The organism is Streptomyces sp. NBC_00271 (assembly GCF_036178845.1).
Classification (GTDB): domain Bacteria; phylum Actinomycetota; class Actinomycetes; order Streptomycetales; family Streptomycetaceae; genus Streptomyces.
Window position 1 is genome coordinate 2,033,825 of record NZ_CP108070.1, and the last position, 22,746, is coordinate 2,056,570.

22 protein-coding genes and 5 pseudogenes are annotated in these 22,746 nt (G+C 68.4%); 14 read left to right on the forward strand and 13 right to left on the reverse strand.

Features of this window, described 5'->3' with window-relative positions; all coding sequences use genetic code 11:
- Positions 1 to 317: 317 nt before the first annotated feature.
- Positions 318 to 650: a GH32 C-terminal domain-containing protein gene (locus OG798_RS09790; RefSeq protein WP_121417042.1), complete on the reverse strand. Its 333-nt coding sequence runs from the start codon at positions 648 to 650 to the stop codon at positions 318 to 320.
- On the opposite strand from OG798_RS09790, the pseudogene OG798_RS09795 reads away from it, so the two are divergent.
- Positions 574 to 929: pseudogene (locus OG798_RS09795) on the forward strand (molybdopterin cofactor-binding domain-containing protein); the annotation flags it as partial. The gene OG798_RS09790 and the pseudogene OG798_RS09795 sit on opposite strands and share 77 nt — an antisense overlap.
- Here OG798_RS09795 and OG798_RS09800 read toward each other — a convergent pair.
- Positions 905 to 1,015, reverse strand: a pseudogene (locus OG798_RS09800) (M24 family metallopeptidase); the annotation flags it as partial. The pseudogenes OG798_RS09795 and OG798_RS09800 sit on opposite strands and share 25 nt — an antisense overlap.
- A gap of 625 nt (positions 1,016 to 1,640) precedes the next feature.
- On the opposite strand from OG798_RS09800, the gene OG798_RS09805 reads away from it, so the two are divergent.
- From OG798_RS09805 to OG798_RS09820, 4 genes are all read left to right on the forward strand, one after another.
- The gene (locus OG798_RS09805; RefSeq protein ID WP_328756817.1) at positions 1,641 to 2,066 is read left to right on the forward strand and encodes an STAS domain-containing protein; all 426 of its coding nucleotides are present in this window, start codon (positions 1,641 to 1,643) and stop codon (positions 2,064 to 2,066) included.
- Positions 2,063 to 2,728, forward strand: coding sequence for a hypothetical protein (locus OG798_RS09810; protein WP_328756818.1), 666 nt, complete (start codon positions 2,063 to 2,065; stop codon positions 2,726 to 2,728). Before OG798_RS09805 ends, OG798_RS09810 begins: the two co-directional genes overlap by 4 nt.
- Complete coding sequence (locus tag OG798_RS09815) at positions 2,725 to 3,486, forward strand: ANTAR domain-containing protein (protein WP_328756819.1); 762 nt, start codon at positions 2,725 to 2,727, stop codon at positions 3,484 to 3,486. Before OG798_RS09810 ends, OG798_RS09815 begins: the two co-directional genes overlap by 4 nt.
- Positions 3,487 to 3,565: 79 nt before the next feature.
- Positions 3,566 to 4,282, forward strand: coding sequence for a GAF and ANTAR domain-containing protein (locus OG798_RS09820; protein ID WP_328756820.1), 717 nt, complete (start codon positions 3,566 to 3,568; stop codon positions 4,280 to 4,282).
- A 363-nt stretch (positions 4,283 to 4,645) separates the two neighbouring features.
- Here OG798_RS09820 and OG798_RS09825 read toward each other — a convergent pair whose 3' ends face one another.
- The 5 genes and pseudogenes from OG798_RS09825 to OG798_RS09845 form a co-directional block, all read right to left on the reverse strand.
- Entirely contained in the window at positions 4,646 to 4,813 is a 168-nt protein-coding gene (locus OG798_RS09825; protein ID WP_183127454.1) for a hypothetical protein, read from the reverse strand.
- Positions 4,814 to 4,945: 132 nt separating this feature from the next.
- Positions 4,946 to 5,100 (reverse strand): annotated as a pseudogene (locus OG798_RS09830) (DUF6131 family protein).
- A 1,222-nt stretch (positions 5,101 to 6,322) separates the two neighbouring features.
- A complete protein-coding gene (locus OG798_RS09835) occupies positions 6,323 to 6,496 on the reverse strand; it encodes a CsbD family protein (RefSeq protein WP_121417039.1) in 174 nt (57 codons plus the stop codon).
- Positions 6,497 to 6,590: 94 nt separating this feature from the next.
- Positions 6,591 to 7,043, reverse strand: coding sequence for a hypothetical protein (locus OG798_RS09840; RefSeq protein ID WP_121417038.1), 453 nt, complete (start codon positions 7,041 to 7,043; stop codon positions 6,591 to 6,593).
- Positions 7,044 to 7,199: 156 nt separating this feature from the next.
- Positions 7,200 to 7,361 (reverse strand): hypothetical protein, encoded by a 162-nt coding sequence (locus OG798_RS09845; protein ID WP_183127452.1) that lies wholly within the window; start codon positions 7,359 to 7,361, stop codon positions 7,200 to 7,202.
- On the opposite strand from OG798_RS09845, the pseudogene OG798_RS09850 reads away from it, so the two are divergent.
- Positions 7,350 to 7,649, forward strand: a pseudogene (locus OG798_RS09850) (hypothetical protein); the annotation flags it as partial. The gene OG798_RS09845 and the pseudogene OG798_RS09850 overlap by 12 nt on opposite strands.
- A gap of 982 nt (positions 7,650 to 8,631) precedes the next feature.
- Here OG798_RS09850 and OG798_RS09855 read toward each other — a convergent pair.
- Both OG798_RS09855 and OG798_RS09860 read right to left on the reverse strand, forming a co-directional pair.
- Positions 8,632 to 8,871 carry a hypothetical protein gene (locus tag OG798_RS09855; RefSeq protein ID WP_121417037.1) on the reverse strand — a complete coding sequence of 80 codons (240 nt, stop codon included), beginning with the start codon at positions 8,869 to 8,871 and terminating at the stop codon, positions 8,632 to 8,634.
- 341 nt (positions 8,872 to 9,212) lie between these two features.
- Positions 9,213 to 9,902, reverse strand: coding sequence for a GAF and ANTAR domain-containing protein (locus OG798_RS09860; protein ID WP_328756821.1), 690 nt, complete (start codon positions 9,900 to 9,902; stop codon positions 9,213 to 9,215).
- Between the two features lie 473 nt (positions 9,903 to 10,375).
- Here OG798_RS09860 and OG798_RS09865 point away from each other — a divergent pair, with 473 nt between their 5' ends.
- The 3 genes from OG798_RS09865 (at position 10,376) to OG798_RS09875 (ending at position 13,668) form a co-directional block, all read left to right on the forward strand.
- On the forward strand, positions 10,376 to 10,651 hold the full coding sequence (locus OG798_RS09865; RefSeq protein WP_097224270.1) for a hypothetical protein: 276 nt from the start codon (positions 10,376 to 10,378) through the stop codon (positions 10,649 to 10,651).
- Positions 10,652 to 11,912: 1,261 nt separating this feature from the next.
- Entirely contained in the window at positions 11,913 to 12,683 is a 771-nt protein-coding gene (locus OG798_RS09870; protein WP_328756822.1) for a histone protein, read from the forward strand.
- 4 nt (positions 12,684 to 12,687) lie between these two features.
- Complete coding sequence (locus OG798_RS09875; RefSeq protein ID WP_328756823.1) at positions 12,688 to 13,668, forward strand: SRPBCC family protein; 981 nt, start codon at positions 12,688 to 12,690, stop codon at positions 13,666 to 13,668.
- Between the two features lie 434 nt (positions 13,669 to 14,102).
- Here OG798_RS09875 and OG798_RS09880 read toward each other — a convergent pair whose 3' ends face one another.
- The 3 genes and pseudogenes from OG798_RS09880 to OG798_RS09885 all read right to left on the reverse strand — a co-directional run bounded on the left by OG798_RS09880 (position 14,103) and on the right by OG798_RS09885 (position 16,837).
- Positions 14,103 to 14,471, reverse strand: a complete 369-nt coding sequence (locus tag OG798_RS09880; protein ID WP_328756824.1) for a helicase associated domain-containing protein — start codon at positions 14,469 to 14,471, stop codon at positions 14,103 to 14,105.
- A 544-nt stretch (positions 14,472 to 15,015) separates the two neighbouring features.
- Positions 15,016 to 15,138 (reverse strand): annotated as a pseudogene (locus OG798_RS56520) (zinc finger domain-containing protein); the annotation flags it as partial.
- A gap of 187 nt (positions 15,139 to 15,325) precedes the next feature.
- Complete coding sequence (locus OG798_RS09885; protein WP_328756825.1) at positions 15,326 to 16,837, reverse strand: PP2C family protein-serine/threonine phosphatase; 1,512 nt, start codon at positions 16,835 to 16,837, stop codon at positions 15,326 to 15,328.
- On the opposite strand from OG798_RS09885, the gene OG798_RS09890 reads away from it, so the two are divergent.
- The 5 genes from OG798_RS09890 (at position 16,758) to OG798_RS09910 (ending at position 21,839) form a co-directional block, all read left to right on the forward strand.
- A complete protein-coding gene (locus OG798_RS09890) occupies positions 16,758 to 17,312 on the forward strand; it encodes a hypothetical protein (protein ID WP_121417033.1) in 555 nt (184 codons plus the stop codon). The genes OG798_RS09885 and OG798_RS09890 overlap by 80 nt on opposite strands.
- A gap of 63 nt (positions 17,313 to 17,375) precedes the next feature.
- Entirely contained in the window at positions 17,376 to 17,912 is a 537-nt protein-coding gene (locus tag OG798_RS09895) for a hypothetical protein (RefSeq protein WP_121417032.1), read from the forward strand.
- A gap of 1,848 nt (positions 17,913 to 19,760) precedes the next feature.
- Positions 19,761 to 20,753 carry a dihydroxyacetone kinase subunit DhaK gene (gene dhaK / locus OG798_RS09900; RefSeq protein ID WP_095856313.1) on the forward strand — a complete coding sequence of 331 codons (993 nt, stop codon included), beginning with the start codon at positions 19,761 to 19,763 and terminating at the stop codon, positions 20,751 to 20,753.
- Between the two features lie 68 nt (positions 20,754 to 20,821).
- The gene (dhaL, locus tag OG798_RS09905; RefSeq protein WP_095858290.1) at positions 20,822 to 21,421 is read left to right on the forward strand and encodes a dihydroxyacetone kinase subunit DhaL; all 600 of its coding nucleotides are present in this window, start codon (positions 20,822 to 20,824) and stop codon (positions 21,419 to 21,421) included.
- Positions 21,414 to 21,839: a PTS-dependent dihydroxyacetone kinase phosphotransferase subunit DhaM gene (locus OG798_RS09910; RefSeq protein WP_095856312.1), complete on the forward strand. Its 426-nt coding sequence runs from the start codon at positions 21,414 to 21,416 to the stop codon at positions 21,837 to 21,839. The genes dhaL and OG798_RS09910 overlap by 8 nt, the downstream gene beginning before the upstream one ends.
- Positions 21,840 to 22,037: 198 nt before the next feature.
- Here the strand turns inward: OG798_RS09910 and OG798_RS09915 are convergent, their stop codons facing one another.
- Entirely contained in the window at positions 22,038 to 22,709 is a 672-nt protein-coding gene (locus tag OG798_RS09915) for a TetR/AcrR family transcriptional regulator (protein WP_257016959.1), read from the reverse strand.
- Positions 22,710 to 22,746: the final 37 nt, after the last annotated feature.

The following is a 22,746-nucleotide window of genomic DNA, read 5'->3' on the forward strand; positions in this document are numbered from 1 at the left end:
AAGAGGCGCGTGCCGAACGCGACGGCCAGGAGGCGACGGAGGCGAGTAGACCGGTGATCGTCTACCGGCTGTGGGTAGCCATGTGATCCGAAGGTGGTTGCTGATCTCCAACGATGCTCGGCGATAGAGCCCGAGGCGTCGGTCAGCGGGACCAGCCGACGTCAACGACTGCGAGTTGTGGTGATCGGCGATGGCCTTCTGGCGTTCGGTGCGGCTCTCGCAGCCGAATCCCAACGTCAGAAGGCCATGGCCACTTTCGTGGGCCGACCGGGTGTGTTGCCCGGCACCGACGTGCCCTGGCAACACGCCCAGATGGGTCACTTCCAGATGGATGCCAGTCGCCACGCCTGCAGGCCGGTGAGCTTGGCCGTTCCGTTGTCGGCGAAGAAGTCGACGTCGGTGCTGGAGGGGTCGGGGAAGATCTGGTCGGTGAGGACGACCTGTTCGCCTCGCGCGTTCTCGGCGTAGACCTCGACGGAGGAGGCATCGACGAGGACATGCAGGCGCAGGGGCTTGCCTTCGAGGGCGAGCGGGGCGTGCTCGGTGCTGGAGAAGGTGGGGTCGAAGTCAGTCCCCATGCAGTGCCGCAGCCAGGTCAAAGGCGGCGTCGCCCAGGCACTCGGCGCCACACTCTTCGAGAACGTCCGCATCGACGAACACGGCGCCGTGGAGACGGCCGCCTCCGCCGCTACCGGCTCCCCCAATACGCCGACATCCCGCGCACCGAGGTCCACTTCATGGAGACCGCGGACGCCATCGGCCCCCTCGGCGCCAAGTCGATGAGCGAAAGCCCCTTCAACCCGGTCGCCCCCGCCTTCGCCAACGCCCTTCGCGACGCGACCGGCATCCGCTTCACCGAACTACCCCTCACCCGCGACCGGGTATGGCTCGCCCTCGGCGAGCGTCAGAGGTCCAGCAGTTCCTCGTAGAAGCCCCCGAAGCCCCGCTCGCGGTCGAGAAGATGGATCTCCAGAATCCAGTGAAGGAGTTGCCCCGTCTCGTCCGTGCGCCGCAGCGACCTCCTGTGCAGCAATCCCTGCGGCCTTCTCCACCGCCCCGTCTGCGATGGCCGTCCGGCCACGGGTCCCCGGCGGTTCCTGAGGCCCGGGCCGTGCGGCCTGCAGCATCGCGCCCACGCCAGTACGGGGCTCATCGGGATCCGGCTTCCGCAGGATTCAACCGTCCGGCTCCGTCATGCGGAGCCACCTCCTCGGGCAGTCGACGAACTGCCATACCTGAGCGGCTGGCCGCCGCTCTCGTACTGCAGGCCCAAGTACCGTTCATGGCACCGGATATGCGCGCGCCACTGCGCTTTGACACCGTCCGCATCCTGGGAATGGGCCGCTTCCGGCCGTCCGCCGGACTCCGTTGAGGACTATGCTGCTGTACGGACGTCCCAGACCCCGGCGGCTTGTCGTTGCTCGACACAGATGGCTGCGGGGAGCGGACCTTTCGTCCGTCTCCCGGCGGCGCATCCCTGGAGGGAACTGGGTGGGTCCTCTGTCCTGTTGCACAGGCTATCGGACCGGCCATTGCTCCACCTCCGCCGAACATACGCCCCTGCCGACAGCGCGCCAAGGGGGCCGGAAGCCCCGGCGTCACCGCGTACGCTGCCGGATGGCCTTCCGAACCGAGGCGTCATGCCCCTCCCACAGCTCACCGTCTACCGTCAAGACCGAAGGCACCGGGCACTGATCACCCTGGCCGGTGAGATCGACCTGGAATCGGCGCCGCTGGTGCGCGCATCACTGAAGCGGTGTCTGCACGACGGCATCCGCACCATCGACGTCGACCTCACCCCCGTCACCTTCTGCGACTGCAGCGGCCTCAACGCCTTCCTCCACGCTGCACAGCAGACCACCGAGGCAGGTGGGACCCTGCAACTGCACTACCCGCCACCGACACTGGTCCTGCTCCTCGACCTCACCGGTTCCAGGTTCCTGCTCCTTGGCGTTCCGTTCGGGCACCTGCCGTCTCCTCCCGGGGATGTCCCGGCCCCGACCGCTCCAGACCCGCCGCACCGGACTGTTCCGCTGGTGCCCGTCCTCTCGGGCGATGTGCGGTGACGGCGCAGCCCCTGCGAGGGCACCTGCACAAGCTCCATGCAGGCGACTCATCCGCCGTGGACGCGGTGCGGTTGCGTCGGGTGAACCGCCGGCTGGCGCAGGGCCTGGCCGGGGAGCTGGCGGATCTGTACGTGGACTCCCACGAAACGTCTGCCCCTGAGGCGTACCGCAGCCGCAGCCACCAGGACTTCCTCAACCGTCTCACCGGCGAAATCCGTCGGCCGGGCTTCGCCATGGTGATCGCGGAGACCGACAGCCTGGTGGGATGCGCCTTCGGATTCCCGGTACACAGCGACGGCTTCTGGTGGCTCGGTTTCGACGGAGCATTACCACGGAGCATCGAGCAACTCACCGACTCCGGGGGCGTCTTCGCGATCACCAGCATCCTGGTCCGCCCGCACCCGCACGACGAGGACGTGGCCCGCCGGTTGCAGGAGCGGCTGCTGAGCAACCACCAGGCGTCCCTCGGCGCCACCTTGGTGAATCAGAACGATCACCCGACCCTCGCTTCGCTTTGCTCCTGGGGCTGGCTGGACGTCGGAGAGGTCTGGCGGCCGGCGGGCCCCACCATGTTCCGTGTTCTGGTACTCGCCCTCGGGGAACGAACCGCGGTGCGGATGGGGGGACTTGCCCGCGATGCCTGGACTCGGTGGCCCGGGTGAGGTCCGGCAGCCGGTCGGCCCGCATCCAGGCACTGGTCGCCGAGCAGGCGGCCCGACGCGGAGCCCGGGTCGGCGTGGTGGATGTGTGCGCCGCGGCCGTGGCCGCGCTCCCGGTCGGCGGGGCTGGACTGTCCGCGATGTCCAGAACCGCGGCAAGCCATCCGTTGTGCAGCACCGACGACGTCAGCGCCCAGCTGGAGGAGCTGCAGCTCACGCTGGGCGAAGGGCCCTGCGTGGATGCCTTCACACAGGGCTCGGCCGTCCTGACGCCCGATCTGCTGACCGGAGCACTGCAGGACCGCTGGACCGTGTTCGCCGACGCGGCCCTGGAAGCCGGAGCACACGCGGTCTTCGCGCTCCCCTTGCAGATGGGGGCGATCAGCCCGGGGGTTCTGGACCTGTACGCCGACGTGCCGACCGTGCTGGATACAGAGCAGCTGGCCGACGCGTTGGCGTTCGCCGATCTCGCGACGCTGCTCCTGCTCGACGCGCGGATCGACGAGGCGGGCGCGCCGATCGGCGGACCGTTGCCGGATCGCGGCTTCGAGGACCTGGGCGGATACCGGACGGAGATCGACCAGGCCACCGGCATCCTCACCGTCCAGCTCGGTGTCGGTATCGACGAAGCCTTCGTCCGGCTCCGCGCCCACGCCTACATGCAAGGACGCCGACTCGCCGACGTGGCCGCCGACGTGGTGGACCACCGGCTCCGCTTCTCCCCGGACACGGAACCCGAACGGACCGGCGAGGAAACCTGACGCACCGGTGCCATCCGCTGAACATGCTGCACTTCCCGCCCCCTCCCGGCGGGACTAATCTCAATCGAGGGTGCCTACGATGAATCAGCAGCTCCTGGCCAAGACCTTCGTCGAGCTGGCCGACAACCTGGTCGCCGACTTCGACCTCATCGACTTCCTGCGCCTGCTGACCGACCGCTGCGTGGGCATGCTCGACGCCAGCGCCGCCGGGGTACTGCTCGCCGACCAGGACGGCAAACTCCGCGTCATGGCCGCCTCCGACGAACAGGTACGCCTGCTGGAGCTCTTCCAGCTCCAGAACGACGAAGGGCCCTGCCTGGACTGCTTCCGCACCGGCACCCCGGTGATCGTCCCCGACCTGACCCGGGAGATCGACCGCTGGCCACGCTTCGTCACGACGGCCCACCGCAGCGGGTTCGGGGCCGTCCAGGCCCTGCCCATGCGCCTGCGGGACGAGACCGTCGGTGCCCTGAACCTCTTCCGTGCGACCCCCGGCCCCTTCGACCTGGCCGCCACACCCGTGGCCCAGGCCCTGGCCGACGTCGCCACCATCAGCCTGCTACAACAACGTTCCAGCCAGCGCAGCACCGTCCTCAACGAACAGCTGCAGACCGCGCTGAACAGCCGCGTACTGATCGAACAGGCCAAGGGCAAACTCGCCGAACGCCAGAGCATCGACATGGAACAGGCCTTCACCGCCCTGCGCGGCTATGCCCGCGCCCACAACCGCCGCCTGTCCGACGTCGCCCGCGCCTTCGTCGACGACTCCGAACCCCTCCCCGGCCTGGTGCCCTGACACCGACGCCGAGACGGCAAACGCACGCAACGGCACCAAGGAAGAACCAGCCTCGCTCCAATGCCGGTCAGCACAAGAGCCGCCCTCCAGCGCGCTTGAACGCAGGAAGGCGGGAAGGCACCCATGGACTTTGGAACGGGGCCGAAGACGGTCCCGCCTAGAGTGGCGTCGCGGCACGGGGAGGGGAAGAAAGACCATTTCGCCAGCTTCGGCGGACTGGCCGTCCTGTCGTTCGACGTACTCGGCTCGGCGGTACGGGCCGGAAGCCATCGTGCTGGTACTGATGGTGGCCGGACCGACGGCCACGGCCTCATCGGCGAGATCACCCGCAAGCGAGCAGCGGTGGATGCAGGCCGGGCGGGGTCAGTGGGCCGGACGCCAGAGGTGCAGTACCGATCTCACGGCGAGGTAGAGCACGTCGGCGATGAGGAGCAGCACTCCGGCGGAGAGCAGGTACAGCATGCCTTCGGTGGTCGCGCCGACGATGACCAGCACGATCGCGGCGATCAGCAGGAGGTAGAAGAGGATCATGGCGTGATGCCTCGGTTCGCGGGCGCGCGTGCTGGAGGCGCGGCAGGATGGTTGTGACGGCCGCGTGCTGTACGGGTCCTCGGCGTCGGAGGTCGTGCGAGAACGGTTGCTACCCAAGCTGGGCAGGGGCGGCTACCAGTAGTGCCGCCGTCCGGCGACCTTGTACCCGACGGATCCCAGGATCCACAGGATGATGCGATGACGACCAGAATGATCCCGATGGTCCACAGGACGGCGAAGCCGACCACGTAGCTGATGACCAGCAGGATGATTCCAAGGACGATCATGATGTCCTTCGATCTTGCGGAGTGACGCAAGGCCCCTGATCCCAGGGTAGATCCGCCCTTCGGTGGTGGCTTCCCGAACAGTGCAGTCCCCACCTCTTTGGCTCTCCGGGGAATGGCGGTCTAGACCTGGGATCTCTCCCCGGCCCACTCGTGGGCCAGGTGACGGCACGTGGTGTGGCTCGCCACCCCCATCGGGGTCCTCGTCCAGTCCGCGATCACACGCCCGTGTGGCGCGAGTCCCTAGCCCGCGGGCAGCCTCAGAGTCTTCCCCTTACGATGATCTGCCCCGCATGGCACGTGGGCTGCAACGGCGAGGGTGAGGCTCGGATTTCCCGCACTCTGACCCGCACAGGGCAGCGCGGGCCGCTCCGGACCCGTCCGGTCGTCAGACGGGAGCAACCCTTACGGCCCGATATGACCGCTAGGCGGGCAGGTGGGAGAGTTTCGTTACCACCGGGGCGCGTGTTGTGCGTCCTTCCCATCGCAGGACAGCAGGTCAGGTTATGACCAAGCAGCCGAAGCCGTCCCAGCCCTCCCAAGGCGAGGACATAAGCCGGCACAAGGGAACCAAGCAACACGGTTGGTCTCCAGATGTGGACGAGACCCATCAGGAGGAGAACCCGAGCGCCCACCGCTCCTTCCACCCGGATAAACACGCTCCCGCCAAGGGCCCTGGCAGGACGGTCTCCAAGGAGGAGTCGGGGAATCCTCACGGCACCCCCTCCAAGAGCACGGGCAGGCGGAGGCAGGAGCAGAGCAAGGGCTCCGGCAATAAGGGGATGCACGATCTCGGGCCGCGAGGCCGCCAGCCGAACCAAGGATGCCTCCGCGTCGACCGGTATGGAACCCCAGGACCCGCCCGGCACACGCAGCGCCGGATAGCGCACTGGCCGGCGTCGTACTCTCCTCGACGGCGGCCCGTAGGTACACCGTGCTCTCCAAGCGGTGACATGGCGCGCAGGGCGGGGCTGGCTCCCGCCCTGCGCGGTCTCCCTACCGGCCAGGGATTTGCCTCCCGGCCAGGGATTTGCGTCCCGGCCAGGGATTTGCGGGCAAGTCACACACCGTGCAGGTGTAGGGCCTAACGGTGTCCCCGGCTGCCCGACGCTACCGTGGGCCCGGCCTCCCGAACACGTTGGTAGCGGCCGCGTTGCACGCGTCCATGAACTGGCGCAGCGCGGACCGGCACACGCTTCGACGCGGGCCTAGTCGGGTCGGGGGGTCAGTGTTTGAAGGCGTCCTTGATCTTTGTCCCGGCCTGCTTGAGGTTGCCCTTGACTTGGTCTCCGCGGCCCTCGGCCTGCAGGCGCTGGTTGCCGGTGGCGCGGCCGGTTGTCTTCTTGGCACCGCCCTTCATCGCTTCGGCTTTGTGTGCGATCTTCTTGCCGATACTCATGGGGAGCCACCCTGGGTGAGTTGTCTACTGGGCTTCGGTGGGAGGCGTGTCCGTGGCACCGGCCAGTCGGCGATCTGCGTGTGCGGCGGCACGCCTACTGGGCGGCGGACCGGTGCCCGAACAAGTGCCGTCTGCTCCGACGGCCACTGTTCGAGGCGGGAGTGCGATCACCGTGGAGTGAGTCGTTTCCCCGCGTATTCGCGTTGTCTGCGCGGGCGGGCTCGCGTTGGTCGACCAGGTCGTCGCGGCCGCCTCTCCCGGCAGAGGCCGTATCGCCGCGGGACTGCCTGAGTCCGCGGCGCGAGACACTGCCTCGGCGAGAAGAGCGGCGGCGCACACCGGTCAAGAGCAGGATCAGCCCGAACAGGGCCGCCGCTCCGACAACGATGCCGTACAGGAACAGCGTGCCGGTGGAGCCGATCATCTCGTGGCCGAATACCGAGAACCCGCCGGTGAGTTCATGCCCGCTGGCGCTGTTGGTGAGAACACCAGCCACGCCGACGACCACCGCGGCGATGAAGATGATGAGTCCGAGGATGACGATCATGACGCGCTCCAAGGATCTACCTGCTCCAACAGTAGAACCGCACCGTCCACAAAGCCACGGCGACGGCTCTGCACCCCGGTAGCGAGAATCCGGTCATGATGGGGCCGAGGTGCCCGCAGTGACCGGCCGGACGGGCCGCGAGGGCCGGGCCGGTGGTCAGGTGCCGAGCAGGCGGTCGAAGAAGAATCGGTATTGGCGCAGGGCCCGGCGCAGGTCCTCGGTAGCGGCCTCCTCGCCCCGGTGCCATTGGTCTTCGAGTCCCTGTTTGCGGTCGGCGAATGTGGTGGCGAGCAGTTGCATGACAGCGTGCAGGAGCACTTCGTTGACGGTCCCGACCGGGCCGTGGGTGAGGCGGACCGGCTCGTGACCACGCTCATGAGCGAGTGCGGCTACCCGACCGAGAGTTACGAGCAACAGAAGCGAGACCTCTCGGTCGAACGCTCCCGGACGCTGGAGCACTACCGCGTCGCCCATGAGATCAACGGGCGCGTCGGCAGGAGGGACACCTCGACGGAAGAACTGCGGAGCGCGATGGTCCACTACCGGGCCCTGTTCGAGGAACTGCTGCACAACGGCACCCCTTCATCGGATGCCGGACGCCGATGAGCGCCCAGCAGCCGGGAGCGGCTACAACCACCCATGGAGGTGCGGGGACATGCAGCGAGAAGGACCATTCGGGAACGACGAGCATGCCGAACCCGCCGCAGAGGGTCTGTCCACCGAGGACATCGCCCGGCCTCATACCGATGCGTCGCAGCGACCCTCAGACGATGACTGGACGGCAGACCCCAATGCCGGCCAGGCAGCGCCTAGGACCAGAATCACGGACGAGGCTGGAGACGAGCCGGACACCGTAGCCGGCGAACGAAAGGCGTCCACGCAGGAGCCCGATACTGTCCCGCTTCTCGGGCCCCAGGAGAGCGAAGCCCTCCGCACCAGGTGGCGCGAGATCCAGCAGGGATTCGTCGATGACCCACAGAAGTCGGTCCTCGCCGCAGACGGGCTTGTCGCAGAGGTGGCACGCTGGTCCAGTCCCGGGCGTACCGGTCCCGGACGGTCGAGGGCAACGGCCTGATCTCCAGCGCCTCATGCCGCTCCTCCCTCGCGCTCAGATCGCGGTCGGCCGCTCCACGGCTGTGCTTCGCCGCTACCGTGCGCTCGTACTCCGGCCCGAAACGCTCCCGCAGGTGCCGCCGCCGGATCATGGTCCGCAGGAGCAGCGCGACCACGGCCAGCACGACCACGGCAGCCACGATGATGACGATTGTCGACATCGCATCCTCCACTCATCGACAGCGCACGCCGACAGCCAGATCCGGGGGCAAACGAGGACCACCGTCCAGGGCGGCCCTTGGCCGGAGGGTAGCGGGAAGCCTGGCGCCGCACGGCACGTCGCCAGGCTCACTTGGGCAAGGAGCCGTCTGGCAGGCGGTTGTGGCCCCTTCCGCCCCGCCGGTGATCGGCAAGGCCGAGGCCGGCCGGGGTGATGGGCGCTCCTGGTTCCCCCCGTACGCGGAGGTCTACTCGCGGCGATCTCGCAGCAGTGCACTGTGCCGCTCGGCGGCGGGCTGCCGGCCGGTGCCGCGCGTCACGACCGCGCCTTCGCCCGGGCGAGTTCCTTCAGTGCCATCCGGGCCGCCGGTGTTCCGGCCGCAGTCTGCCAGTACGGATGTCCGGCGATGCGCCGGGACAGCTCCTGCAGGCGTCGCCGGTGAGCGGCGGTGCCGTACGCGGGCGAGGTGTCGGCGAGCTCCTGGTAGGTGGCGTACCAGGCGGTCTGAGCCTCCACGAGTTCACTGGGGAAGGCGTTGGCAGCGTTGGCATCCATACCGCCGATTAGATCGCATGTTCGATTTTTGGGGCAAAGGCAGTGTGCCTGAACAAGTGAGGCCCGTGAGGCGCGCACCCCGTTTCCCCAGGTAGACGCTGTGATCTGCCTGCGCACCTCACAGGATCGAAGGTCCCAGGACGCGATCACCCGGGCAGCCACCCGCCTAGACGGATCCGCCATACGTGCCTGTTTGCGATTTTGTCGGCCCGCTCGCGAGGTGTGGGGACGGTCGGGCAGGGGACTCGGTAGGTAGACCGGGTTCAGTGGCGTTCCCATGGGGCTGGCTTGGCCCAGGCTTCTCTGGTTCAGCCCACGAGCCGGAGAGGCCGCTACTCAGCTCACGACAGGGAACCCTGTTCGCAGACCCGGCGGGCGACCTCACGGAGTTTGACGTTGTTCTCCTGTGAGTAGCGGCGCAGCACGTCGAACGCTTCCTCCTCGGTGAGGTGGCGGCGGCCCATGAGGATGCCCATGGCCTCGCCGATGACGTGCCGGGTGGCGATGGCCTGTCCCATCTGGGCGTGGGTGCGGGCGCTGGAGAAGGCCACCGCCGCGTGGGAGGCCAGCAGCCACCCAGCCAGCTCGCTGGCCTCGGTGAACGCGCCGGGTTTACGGGAGTAGAGGTTCAGCGCGCCGAGGTCCTCGCCGTCGGTGAAGAGCAGGAAGCCCATCATGCTGCCCACGCCGAGCGCCCGGGCCTGGTTGGCGTAGGCGGGCCAGCGCGGCTGCTTGCCGGTGAGGTCGGCGATGCGGAAGACCCGTTCCCCCTGCGAGGCGCGGGCGGCATCGAAACACGGCCCTTCGCCCAGCCCCTGCTGCAGCAGGTCGCTGTCGATGACCAGCTGGTGGGTGGGGGCGAGCGTCTCCACCTTCGAGTCGTGCACCACGAGAATGCCGGCCGCGTTGCAGCCTTCGACCAACTCGGTGGCCGATGCGGTGATCCTCTCCAGCGTGGCACCGACCGATTCCTGCGCCAGGAGATCCCGAGCCATCGACGCCATCTGCTGCGCGAACCGTCCCCAGTCCACTTCGTCCTCCGCTACTCGCCCTGCCCGGACACGCCGCATATCCAGCTTCTCAGGCGTTCCTCACAGTGACATCGGAGACGATACCCGCCGCGGGCGAGAGGATGCTTTCGGTGACGCGATCCGGGCATCGCCGGCGTGATGACGATGATGGATGCTGGTCAGGCGGCGGCAGGCGTGGCCGGGGCAATCGGCGCTCGCGCGGCCTGTATGCCGGTTTGCGGGTGAGGCGCCGGGTCATCAGCGTGATGCTTGCCAAGGTGATGAGGGAAGCTGAGACAACTCACGGATGACACGGCGTGAGACGCCGGACAAAAGTACAGTTCACAGCGTTGGCACATGACACGTCGGCTGAGAGTCTGCAGGTCAGCCTACGAGCTGACACCGAAATAGGCATATCCGACAAACAGCCTGAATAGGGCGTTCCGGTCTGGGAACTCCGTCCAGGGAAAGCCATCCAACGAACGGAGCGCGCCGTGATCATCAAATCAATGCACGACATGGGCATCCGCAGCGAACACGCCTACCTCGCCGGCATGGCATCCATCGGCCTCAGCGTCGCCGCCTGGGCCACCTCGCTTCAACTCGAACCCGGCCTCGGCCTCGCCCGCGCCGACCGATGGGGACTCTTCGTCGGCGAATGGGCGCCCACCTTCTTTGGCCTCGGCCTTGCCCTCTCCCACTACGAACAGCAGGACGGCACCCTCAACGCCACCGTCCACGAAATCCGCGAACAGCACAAAGCCGGCTGAGCATTGACTCTGAAGCTCCTATCGCACGACGCCCCCTCCAGGGGCTCAAGACGAAGGACGTCTTCAGATGCCTCAAGCTCAGAGCCCGTGTGGTCGAGCTCAACTCGCCTTACCCCGAGACGTTCGGCGGCCTGGCCGGGACCGAGCGGGGGTGGCGGCGGCGACCAGGGTGGCTGTGGTCGGGGGCGGCCAGTCGGCGCTGGAGAGTGCCGCGTTGCTGAACGAGGCCGACGCCGACGTCGAGGTGCTGGTGCGTGACTCCCGGGCGCGCTGGGGGATGCGCCCGCAACTACAGCGGCCTTGGGGGCTTGCGGCTGGCCGCTCCGTCCTCTCCGCTCGGTACGTGCTGGGTGCTGGCCGCGGTCTGCCAACTTCGGGCGCCGTACGGCGGCTGCTGGGATGCTGTTTTACCGCGCGCTGGACCCCTCGAGCGGGTGATGGCTGCGTGAGCGCGTCGAAGACGTCGTACCCCTGCGCCTGGCGTGCCGCGTCGAACTGGCGCGCCTGGGCGGGGCCGAGGCACACCTGCGCCTCGGCGGCCAGGGCAGCGCGGCGGCCGAACTGGCCGTCGACCATGTGCTGGCCGCAACCGGTTACCGGCTCGACGTGGATGCTCTGCCCTTCCTTACGCCGTTGGTGCGTTGGGCGGTGGGCCGCGTGCCCGGCTCGCAGGCTCCGCTCTTGTCCGGTGTGCTCGAGTCCAGTGGTGTCGGGACCGTATTTCACCGGCTCGCTGGCGGCGCCTATGTTCGGGCCGATGCTGCGTTTCGTGGCCAGCGCACGGAGTTGGCGGCACGCCGGATCGCCGGGCGGCTGGTGCGGCAGGCTCGACGCCGCTGACCGCACACCCCTGAGTGCAACGCGTTGCGCCTGCGTGAACCGCTGTGCGGTCTCGTGCCCCGCACACTCGGTTGCCGATATCGGATTCGTCACCGTCGGAGGTGGACCACGGTGCGGGAGTTCCGGCGGGGCGCGGTGCGGCTTGCCCATCCTGCATCACGCGGCCGAGGAGGAGATCCACGGCGCGTGGATGACCGAGGAACTGCCCACCGCGACTACCAGATCAGTCCCGGCCCCCTGTATCCGACGCTGCACCGCATGGAGGCGTGTTCTCCGCATGCGGCTGCTGGAGTCACCGCCCAGACTGAGAGAAGCGGAGTGATGAGCGCGGCTGCTGCTCCATTCGGATCCTCCGCCTGCGAGGTGCGGGGCCCTTGTACGGGCGTCACCGCGCCAGCCGGAGCATCTGCTCGGCAGCCCTTTGAAGGGAAATCTGATGGCTGATGTACCCAAGATCGCTTTTGCCGCCGCGGTTCTCGGCGGGTATGTCCTGGGCCGGACGAAGAAGGGACGGGTCGCGTTCGGGGCGGCGACCTATCTCGCCGGCCGTCGGTTCGGGCTGGAACCGCAACAGCTGCTGACGGAGGGGGTCAAGAGGTTGCGCGAGCTTCCCCAGTTTGCTGACCTCAATGAGCAGCTCCGTGGCGAGGCCCTGGATGCAGGGCGTAAAGCGCTGAGTGCGGTCGCCGACCGCAAGCTCGCCGATCTGGCCGACGCCTTGCACCAGCGCACCGAGCGCATAGGCAGCAAGGGCAAGGAGGAGCCGCAGGACGAAGACGAAGAGCCGGAGGACGAGTACGAAGAAGAAGAGGAGCCGGCGGAAGAGGGGGAGGAAGCCGAGGACGAGTACGAAGAGGACGAGGAAGAAGAACCTGAGGAGCAGCCGGAAGAGGAAGAGGAAGAGGAAGAGCCCGAGGAGGAGCAGGAGCCGGAGGAAGAGGAGGAGCCGCAAAAGCCCGCGCCCCGGCGCCGCCGTGCAGCCCGGAAGCCGGACAAGGACCACGAGGGGAGTGGTGCCCGGCGCGGTCGTGAGCGTCGTCCCGAGAAGGCCGCTGCTCGCGAGGCACCTGCCAAGAAGTCGGCTCCCGCGAAGAAGTCGGCGCCTGCGAAGAAGACATCAGCGGCGCGGAAGTCCGCCGCCCCGCCGAAGAAGACCGCCGTGAAGAAGGCATCCCCCGGGCGGCGGAGGTAGACCCATGGCCGACACGGAACGCGACACCGGAAGCGAGCAGGGCTCGGGACTTGACCAGCTGCGCGGCGCGTTCAAGAGCTTCCTGGGCGCCCAGGTGGAGAACCTGGCGGAGAAGGCCGGCGACAAACTGGGTGACATCACCAGCGGGCTCACGGGCGTGGCGGAGAACGGCGGCGTGCTCCCCAAGGCAGGTCTGCGGATGCTCCAAGGCGATTCACCGTTCAAGGCTCTGATCGGCGAGAAGGCCAAGAGCGTGTTCGGCAAGGTCAAAGAGGCATTCGGCGGCGGGGGAGGTGGCAAGGGCCGTGGGTCCGGCAGCACCAAGGTCATGAACATCATCGAAGTGCTGGACGTAGGCATACCGATACGCGACGCCTACGACCACTGGACCCAGTACGAGAAGTTCAGCAGCTTCACCAAGGGCGTCCGCAGCGCCTCCAAGGGCAAGGACGCCGACAGCGACTGGAAGGTGAAGGTCGGGCCCTCCACCCGCGGATGGAAGGCCACGACCCAGGAACAGATCCCGGATGAACGCATCGTGTGGACCTCGCAGGGCGCCAAGGGCACCACGCGCGGCTGCGTCAGCTTCCACGAACTGACTCCCACCCTGACGCGCATCGTCCTGGTCGTCGAGTACTACCCTTCCGGATTCTTCGAGAAGACCGGCAATATCTGGCGCGCTCAGGGGCGGCGCCTGCGGCTGGATTTCAAGCACTTCCAGCGCTACGTCACTCTGACCAACAAGGAGCCGGAAGGCTGGCGCGGTGAAATCCGCGATGGTGAAGTGGTCCGCACTCACGAAGAAGCCATCGAGGAAGAAGAGGCCGCCGCCGAAGAGGAAGACGTCGAGGACGACACCGACGAGGAAGACACAGAGGACGAATACCCCGAAGAAGAGAACGGGGAGGAGGAATACGAGGAGGACGAAGACGAAGAAGACGGAGAGGAGGAGGAAGAGGAGCAAGACGAAGGGGAGAACCGGTAATCCCTGGTCCGCGTCACGACGATGCGGGCAGCGTGGTGGAAGTGCCGCGCGACTGCGGTGGCGGGCGTCAGGGGCAAGGGGCAGGGATTGTGCTGGGCATTCCTTGCGTGCGAACCAGCACCATGCCGCGTACGGCAGGAGCGCAGCAGCCCCGCGCCAGTCGGTACGGGACGTAGTGCGAATGAGGTGGCGCTGACTGCGCGACGTCCCGTACAACGACGCGCGGCCGGACATGACGCTCACGCCACTCTTCTGCGTCAGGCGAGCATTCATCACTTTTTGTGGATCAGGCATGCACAATGGGTGATCCACCTTCCTACCCGCGGACGCTCCATGGGAGGTGGATTCCTGCTGCTGTGGTCACCGTGGCAGGCCAGGGCGGTCGCCTTGCCGTTCCCTCACCGGGGCGACCGCCTGCCGGCCCGGCCGCCCTACTAGCGCATGCCGAGAGCATCGAGTTCCGCGCGGCGCTCGAGGGTGAGTTTCGAGGCCCGGCGGCGGGTGTTGTCGAGGAACCCACCCAGCTTGACCAGGAGGCCGCTGACATCTTCGACGTGCTTGCGCGGCCCGTTCAAGTGGCCCTCGCGGGCGTGGAACTGACGGGCCGCAGCGAGATGGCCGGCCCACCGGTCGGCTTGCGTTCGGCGGGCAGGCGGCTGCTCCGCCTCGCCGGCGGGCTCAAGTCCAAGGACGCTGTCGAGCATCCACTGCTGCGCGGGCGTCAGCGCATCCCAGCCGACCCGCTGCGTCATCGTCCAGGCGCCGAGGTCCTCGTCCTGCACCAGCACCTCGCCCGCCTGCACGGGCAGCGCCCCGCCGGACCGGACGTGCGCGAGAGTGAGTTGGAAGCCGCGCTGCCAGTCGATCCCCCAGACCGGGCAGATTGGAGGTCACAACCGGGTCCGGTGGGCGGGCGATCCGCTGGTCCCACACCTCACGGACCTGCGCCGTCTCCTGCAGGTAGTCGTTACGTCGGTGCTGCTCAGCGGGCTGGTCACCGGTAGGGATGAGTTCCTGACGGCCCCCGAGGGCTGTTGGAGGCAGTTCCGGTCCCTCGGAGCCGCAGTCCTCGGATGCGTGCCGTGGTTGGACGACCCGGCTCTTCTCAGCGCCATCGGTCGGTTCCCGTTCGCGTGCGTGGTTGTCACGAAGCAGGAGCTGAAGAAGCGGGGCAGGGAGAAGTTCGAGCGAGCCGGTGTCCGCGAGGACCTGCGAGACGACCGCCGCGGCGTCACTGAGGGGCTGGTCGATGCCGAACCGGCCGCTCGCCGCTCGGCTCTCCTCGAGGATCGTCGGGATCGCTCTCGGCTTGGGCGTCTGGAACAGCCCTTCCTTCCGCCATTCCTCGTACGGGGGCGGCTCGGCGGCGTTCCGACGTGCACGTTGGTGGTCGGTGGGGTGGCCGGCAGCAGTGCGGCAGGCGCGGCCGATGGCCGCGCTGCAGCTCGGGCAGGCCACACTCCGGTACCAGGTCCGGACACGGGGCGGGAGATCACCCTATGGCCTGAAAGACGACGAAGCCTCCGGGGCCCAACCGGCCCCCGAGGCTTGTCCCTTGCTGCGCAGACCAGGTCAACGAACGGTGTCCGTCGGCGTCACGCCACGGCGTCCTTCCTCGCCAGCACCGCGAGCGGGGAGCGCCGGCCTTTGAGCTTTTCTAGTGGGTGCGGGGCCGAAGGAGGTGGTGCGAGGGGGTGTGTTCGATGACGAGGATGGCGGCGTCGTCAGTGGGAGGGCCGTCGATGTGGGCGAGCAGGTCGTGGTGGATCCGGTCCAGCAGATCGTCGGGGCCTGCGGCGGGGAAGGATGCGACCCGCTCGGCGAGGGGATAGAACGCTTTAGTCGGTGAGCGGGCTTCGATGACACCGTCGGTGTAGAGCACGAGCATGTCGTCGGCGTGGAAGGTGAACGGGTCGGTGCGGCGTGCCTCGATGGGCAGTTCGCCCATGCCCAGGGGCGGCAGGGGGCGGCGGGCGTGCAGAACCGTCACCTGCTGATCGGTCACCAGCAGCGGTGGCGGGTGCCCGCAGTTGACCATCTCGGCCCCCGGGCTCTCGTCGGGGATCTCCAGCACGAGGCAGGTGATGAAGTGCTCGCCGGGATCACGCTTAGTGTCTGCCACGTCTTCCACGTTCCGGCTGACGCTGTCGTCAAGGGCAGAAAGCAGAGAGGCACAGCGGTGAGTGCCCTCACGGAAAGCACTCAGCACCAGCGAAGCCTCACCGATCGCGGCCAGGCCGTGGCCCCGCACATCGCCGATCACCACCCGGGTCGCGGCATGCCCGGCCCGGCCGACCGCAAAGAGATCACCCCCGATCTCTGTCTCGTCCTCCGCGGACAGATACAGCCACGCCACCCGCAACGGCCCGATCCGGCGCGGCGGAGGCCGCAGCAGAACCCCCTGCGTGGTCGCCGCCACCGAGCGTGCCCGGCTCAGCGCACGTTCACGCCGCTCCGTGACGTATCGCAGGAAAACTGTCAGGGCGGACAGGACGAGCAGCGCGAGGATCTGCGCCATACGGTTGGCCGTGGTCAGTCCGCCTTCGAGCGCGGCGACGAGCACCAGGGCCGCCACCGCGAGGGTCCCGACGAGAGCGGTCAGCCGCGTCCCGGAGAGAGAGGCCGTGAGCGCGGGCGCGATGACCAGTAGAGGCCCAAGGTGGACATCGGGTGGCGTGTAGAGGTCCAGCACGGTGATCGCCACGATCAGTACGAGCGGGATCGCCGCCAGCCCGCGGTTCGATGGCTCCGCCAGAAGGCGATCACGCGACAAACGCCCACGCCGGACTCCCCCGGCATAGCAGCCGCCCCCGGAGCGGCCCCACGAGCAGCGAGTCTCCGGGGGTGCCGGGTGCTCGTTGCCGATGCCGCGTTCCAGTAGCCACTCGGGCGGCGGAGGCCGCCGAGCCTTGCCCCGGCGCTGCACCTCGACCGCGATCCACTGATCGATCTGGGCGAGACGCCGAGTCGCCTGCTGCACGGCCGGTACCCCTGCCGGTGATTCCTCCCTGTATCGCGTTTCAATGACAAAGAAGCGATAATTAATACAAATACTCATATCTGGCGTTGATGTTAGGGGGTCCTGCCCTATGCCGACAGGGACACTTCTGGCGATCATCATTGCCATCGTGGTGGTGATCGCCGTGGCTGTGGCGGCGTCGATGGTCATGCGCCGCCGGAAGCTGCGCGAGCGTTTCGGCCCGGAGTATGAACGAACGATGGGGGATGCCGACAGCCGCATGGCCGGCGAGCGTGAGCTCAGGGCCCGCGAGAAGCGGCATGACGCGCTGGACATCAAGCCGCTGGACAGCAGTGCCAGGGATCGGTACACCCGGGACTGGGCCAGCACGCAGGATGAGTTCGTGGACCGTCCAGAGGACGCCGTGCACGACGCCGACCGCCTGGTGACCTCCTTGATGCACGAACGCGGCTACCCGACCCAGGACTTCGAGCAACAGCTCAAGGACCTCTCGGTCGAGCACGGCCGCACACTCGAGCACTACCGGGCCGCCCACGATGTCGAGGCGCTCAGCACCCGGCACGAGGCGACCACCGAACAATTGCGGGGGGCCATGGTGCACTACCGGGCCCTGTTCGACGAGCTGCTCTCCGACGGCGGCGGACGCCGCCACGCCCGAGCCTGAACGGCTCAGCGAACAGCCCGTCGCCCGGATCCGTAAGCCCAGACTTCCGGGAACGGAGGAGATATGCGACGCGAAGGCATACCGGACACCGCCGCCGCGAGCGGCCTGTCCACCGACGACCTCGCCCAGCCTCGCGACAGGTCCACGCCGGAGGGCGCGGGGAGTAGGCAGGGCGAGGTGCCGACCTTCCCCGGCGAGAGCACGAACACGCCGAGCGAGCCCGCCGAAGGCGAGGCTGGCGGAGCCGACTTGGGCCCTCGGGACGAGGCGGGAGCCGACTCCGGCACCCAGCACCAAGCCACCGCCCCGGGCGCCCACGCCGAGGACGAGGCCCCCCAGCTCCTTACCCCGGAGGATGAGGAAGGGTTCCGCCTGCGCTGGCAGGAGGTGCAGAACAGGTTCCTGGACGACCCGCGCGGCGCCGTGCACACCGCCGACGCCCTCGTCGCCGACGTGATGCAAAAGCTGGCCGCCACATTCGCCGACCACAAACAAGAACTGGAAGGACAGTGGAGCCGGGGCGAACAGGCGAACACCGAGGACCTGCGTCTGGCACTGCGCCACTACCGTTCGTTCTTCAACCGCCTACTGGTCACCTGACACAACGCAGCAGCGCGGCGGGCAGAGGCGCAAGCAGGTTGGGCTGCGACCGCCTGATCGCCGCGTCCAACCGGCAGACGCACTCCCGGTGGGGTACTCCGGAACTCCGGGCAGAACACCGCCAGGGGACGGTCAGCCGTGCATGAACGGCTTGAGGTCCTCGGTGCGAGGCTCGGGGATTTCCGGTAGCAACGGTGAACCGTTGAGCGGTGCGGCGCCTCTCGACGGCTGCGGGACAGGGCACCAACGAGCTAGCGTTCGGGGCGAGTGAGTCGCCGAGCGGCGGCGCCGCCCGTTGTGCGCACTCGAGGAGGCGTTCGCAGACGCCGCAGCAGGATCGAGGAGCGGACGCTCGCCGCTCAGGAACGCTGAGGCCCCCTGCCAGCACCTGCCCGGCGGGGCCTCAGTGACCCATCACGTGTCACGTTGCTGTCACCAACACCGTCGACGCACCTGGACCATGAAAGCCCCACCTGCATGAACAGCATCGATGTAGACCACGTGGACGCCTAAAGACGGTTCCTACGACATGTGCCATGTGGGACCGTCATAGCTCACGACGGATGGCCACCTCCGCGCGCGGCCACGGCGAGCGGATTATCGCTCTATGCCAGCAGCGTGCGGGAATCGGAATCGGCGTACAGGGCGGTATCGGCAGATGGCTATGTCACACCAGAGTGCGAGCGGACGCCAGTAGGCGGCACCCCTTTTTTCGGCTCCGACCGCTGCGTGGCACCGGGCGGCCACCCAGTCCGAGGGACCGTATCGGTCAAGATCCGGACCATTCCCGGGCCAGCAATCCTGTCAAAGCCGAGACGGGCGCTGTTTGCGCTGGTCAGCGATGCGCTGCCTCTGTACCACCAGCAGACGAAGAATCTGCTGGTGGCTCCGAAAAGTACCGCTTACGGTCACGGCATGCACTCGGAAGAGCTCGCAGAATGCGCTCCGCAGTTCCGCCGGCAAGGGTCGCGGATTCGCACCAACGTCGATGGCACCGCGCCAAGCATCACTCCCACACGCTCGCCGGTTCTGATCGGAAGTGCCAAATCTTCGTCGACACACGACGGATGATGATCAACGTTGTGCTCTTTGATACCTCGGTGCAGCTGATAGATCTGAGCCGTGTCTCGGCGAGCGATCTACGCGCAAGCGTCGAGGGTCCGACGGTCGTCGATCCGCCCGGATCGTTTCAGCGGCGGGAGTTCGGGAGCGGACAAGGAGTGCCGTCATAGCCGCGCACACATCGCCGAGCGAGCCCCCTCCATCCAGTCCTGACGGCCCTGCTCGATGTCCTGTTGGGAACGCCCGTTGAAGTTCCACCGCACGACAATCCCACCACCGAATGCGACCCCGCCAGGGCTGCAGCCGCCCTGTCCTCCGACCTCCTTCACGACATCTGGCAGCCAGCCAGAATTTCGGGGATGCTCGGTTCAGCGGGCCGCAGCAGACTTCGCCACCACCAGGCCTGCATGGAATGGGGAACACGCCCGAGCCTGGGATCGAGACACGAAGTGCTTACTACACTCGCGCCGGAGCCCTCCGCGCCTCCGATGAACACTCCGTCGGACAGTGTCTCCACAGTCCACCCCGAGGGCGGGCTTCGCACGCCAGCCGGACAGTCGCAGACGTTTCCGTTCACATCCGCACAGATGATCACCGCATCCCCAGCGCCGACCCTTCCCGGAGCAGGCTTCTCGGGTCGATCCGTATGCATGCCATCAGCGTCAGCACCGCCGGAACCCGCTTCCGACCAGCATGAACCGCCAAGATCATTTACTGGCCCAACGTGGTCTGACCTGCAAAAATAGAGGTCAGGGGCTCACCTGTCAGTCTCACCAGGAGGTATCCATGAAGATGCTCATCAACGTGGCGGAGACGGTGGTCGCGGACGCGCTGCGGGGTATGGCGGCCGCGCATCCCGAGCTGACGGTGGATGTGGACAACCGGGTGATCGTACGGCGGGACGTCCCGGTGCCCGGCAGGGTGGGACTCGTCTCCGGCGGCGGGTCGGGGCACGAACCGTTGCACGGTGGTTTCGTGGGCCCCGGGATGCTGTCGGCGGCCTGTCCGGGCGAGGTCTTCACGTCACCGGTGCCGGACCAGATGCTGCGCGCGGCGGCGGCCGTGAACAGCGGCGCGGGCGTGCTGTTCATCGTGAAGAACTACACGGGGGACGTACTCAACTTCGACATGGCGGCCGAGCTCGCCGAGGACGAGGGCATCCAGGTGGCGAAGGTCCTCGTCAACGACGACGTCGCCGTCACCGACAGTCTGTACACCGCCGGACGGCGCGGCACCGGCGCGACCCTGTTCGTGGAGAAGATCGCGGGCGCCGCGGCCGAGGAGGGCGCGCCGCTGGAGCGGGTGCAGGCGCTGGCCCGGCAGGTCAACGAGAACTCCCGCAGCTTCGGTGTCGCGCTGAGCGCCTGCACCACGCCGGCCAAGGGCAGCCCCACCTTCGACCTCCCGCCGGGGGAGCTGGAGCTCGGCGTCGGCATCCACGGCGAGCCGGGCCGGGAGCGGCGCGCGATGATGACCTCGCACGAGATCGCCGACTTCTCGGTCAACGCGATCCTGGAAGACCTGAACCCGCGCAATCCCGTCCTGCTACTGGTCAACGGCATGGGCGCGACGCCGCTCCTGGAGCTGTACGGGTTCCACGCGGAGGTGAACCGGGTGCTCACCGAGCGCGGGGTGCCCGTGGCGCGCACGCTGGTCGGGAACTACGTCACCTCGCTGGACATGGCGGGCGCCTCGGTGACGCTGTGCCAGGTGGACGAGGAACTGCTGCGGCTGTGGGACGCGCCGGTGAAGACGCCCGCGTTGCGCTGGGGCGTGTGAACCCCGGCGGCATCGGCATGATGCCGCCCTCCCGCCCGGTCAACGTACGTACCACGCAAGGAGATTCTGTGCTCGATGCCGAGTTCTTCCGCCGTTGGATGACGGCGACCGCCGCGTCCGTGGACCGCGAGGCGGAGCGGCTCACCGCTCTGGACTCGCCGATCGGCGACGCCGACCACGGCAGCAATCTGCAGCGCGGCTTCACCGCCGTGGTGACCGCACTGGAGAAGGAGGCGCCGGACACCCCCGGCGCCGTTCTCACCCTCGCCGGACGCCGGCTGATCTCCACGGTCGGCGGCGCGTCGGGGCCCTTGTACGGCACCCTGCTCCGCCGTACGGGCAAGGCCCTCGGGGACGCCGCGGAGGTCACCGAGGAACAGTTCACGGACGCGTTGCGCGCGGGCGTGGACGCGGTGATGGCGCTGGGCGGAGCCGCGCCCGGCGACAAGACCATGATCGACGCGCTGGTGCCCGCGGTGGACGCGCTCGCCGAGTCCTTCGCCGCGGCGAAGACGGCCGCCGAGGAGGGCGCCGTCGCGACGACACCACTCCAGGCCCGCAAGGGCCGGGCCAGCTATCTGGGCGAGCGCAGCATCGGGCACCAGGATCCGGGTGCCACGTCCTCGTCCCTGCTGATCGCCGCGCTCGTGGAGGCCCGCGATGAGTGAATCCCCGGGCAGCACGCACCAGTTCGTCGGCATCGTGCTGGTCTCCCACAGCGCCGCCGTCGCCGCCTCGGTCGCCGAGCTGGCGACCGGACTCGCGGGCGGCGACACGACCGCTCCCGTGGCCGCGGCCGGCGGCACGGTGGACGGCGGTCTCGGCACCAGCGCCGAGCTGATCTCCGCGGCGGCCGCCTCGGTGGACCGCGGCGCCGGGGTCGCCTTGCTCACCGATCTGGGCAGCGCGGTCCTCACCGTGAAGGCCCTGCTGGCGGAGGGGGACGAGCTCCCCGACAACAGCCGCCTGGTGGACGCGCCCTTCGTCGAGGGCGCGGTGGCCGCGGTCGTCACGGCCTCGACCGGAGCCGACCTCGCGGCGGTCGAGGCGGCGGCCGCGGAGGCGTACACCTACCGGAAGGCGTGAGGGCAGAGGCTGGAGCGTGTGAGTGCGCGGGGCCGGGGGGTGCGAGTGCGCGGGGCCGGGAGGTGTGATCGCCCGGGCCGGGAGGTCTGAGCTCGGGGCCGGAAGGCCTGAGCGCCGGGTCGGAAGGTCTGAGCGCTGAGGCACGAAGGCCTCGGCGGCCGGGCCTCGACCGCGGTCGGCCGGTGCCCGGTCCAGTCCTCAGGCGAGCCCTGCCGCGACGATGGCGAGGGCCGAGCGCACGGTCGAGACCAGTTCGGCCTCCGCCACCACGGGGTCGGGCTGCTCCTCGTCGGTGCGCCACGCGTAGTGCTCGACCGCCGTGCGCAGGGCGCTGTTGAGCATGGCGGCCTGGATCTCCGAGCGCAGGTCGACGGCGGGCAGGCCGGCTCGGTCGGCGAGGGCGCGGGCGAAGACCGGCTCGGCCTCGTCGTGCGCCTGGAGCCAAACGGCGCGCAGGCCCGGCTCGGTCCGGGTCAGTCTCATCAGCGCCCGGATCTTGGGGAGGTGTGGTCGGGGCATCGAGGGGTCACCGGTCGTGGCCGCCCGTTCCAGGGCGTCCTCGAGCGGCCGGCCGGGGCGCCATTCCCGCAGCGAGGCGGCTATCGCGTCGATCCCGGCCGCGAACAGCGGGCTCACGCAGCTTTCCTTGCTCGGAAAGTAACGCCACACGGTCCGCGCGGAGACCCCGACGGCCTGCCCGATCTGCTCCCCGGTGGTCGCGGCCACCCCTTGGGCGACGAACAGTTCCACCGCGGCGCGGGCGATCTCCAGCCGGATCTCGGCCTTGCGCCGCTCGGTCAGCGGCGGCCGACCCGTACGGCCATGTCCCCGGCCCCGGCCGGGGGGTTCGGTGATCGCGCCGTCCGGCACTGGCGACTCCCTCGACTCGACGACGGGCGGCTGCCGC

Coding starts and splice junctions, on each gene's coding strand:
- OG798_RS09875 (WP_328756823.1), top strand. CDS start 12,688: ATGGCCGACACGGAACGCGACACCGGAAGCGAGCAGGGCTCGGGACTT.
- OG798_RS09910 (WP_095856312.1), top strand. CDS start 21,414: ATGAGTGAATCCCCGGGCAGCACGCACCAGTTCGTCGGCATCGTGCTG.
- OG798_RS09805 (WP_328756817.1), top strand. CDS start 1,641: ATGCCCCTCCCACAGCTCACCGTCTACCGTCAAGACCGAAGGCACCGG.
- OG798_RS09840 (WP_121417038.1), bottom strand. CDS start 7,043: ATGATCGTCATCCTCGGACTCATCATCTTCATCGCCGCGGTGGTCGTC.
- OG798_RS09825 (WP_183127454.1), bottom strand. CDS start 4,813: ATGATCCTCTTCTACCTCCTGCTGATCGCCGCGATCGTGCTGGTCATC.
- OG798_RS09820 (WP_328756820.1), top strand. CDS start 3,566: ATGAATCAGCAGCTCCTGGCCAAGACCTTCGTCGAGCTGGCCGACAAC.
- OG798_RS09895 (WP_121417032.1), top strand. CDS start 17,376: ATGCGACGCGAAGGCATACCGGACACCGCCGCCGCGAGCGGCCTGTCC.
- OG798_RS09790 (WP_121417042.1), bottom strand. CDS start 650: ATGCGGACGTTCTCGAAGAGTGTGGCGCCGAGTGCCTGGGCGACGCCG.
- OG798_RS09885 (WP_328756825.1), bottom strand. CDS start 16,837: ATGACCATCGACGCCGCCACAGCCACGGCGATCACCACCACGATGGCA.
- dhaK (WP_095856313.1), top strand. CDS start 19,761: ATGAAGATGCTCATCAACGTGGCGGAGACGGTGGTCGCGGACGCGCTG.
- OG798_RS09835 (WP_121417039.1), bottom strand. CDS start 6,496: ATGAGTATCGGCAAGAAGATCGCACACAAAGCCGAAGCGATGAAGGGC.
- OG798_RS09890 (WP_121417033.1), top strand. CDS start 16,758: ATGCCGACAGGGACACTTCTGGCGATCATCATTGCCATCGTGGTGGTG.
- OG798_RS09855 (WP_121417037.1), bottom strand. CDS start 8,871: ATGGATGCCAACGCTGCCAACGCCTTCCCCAGTGAACTCGTGGAGGCT.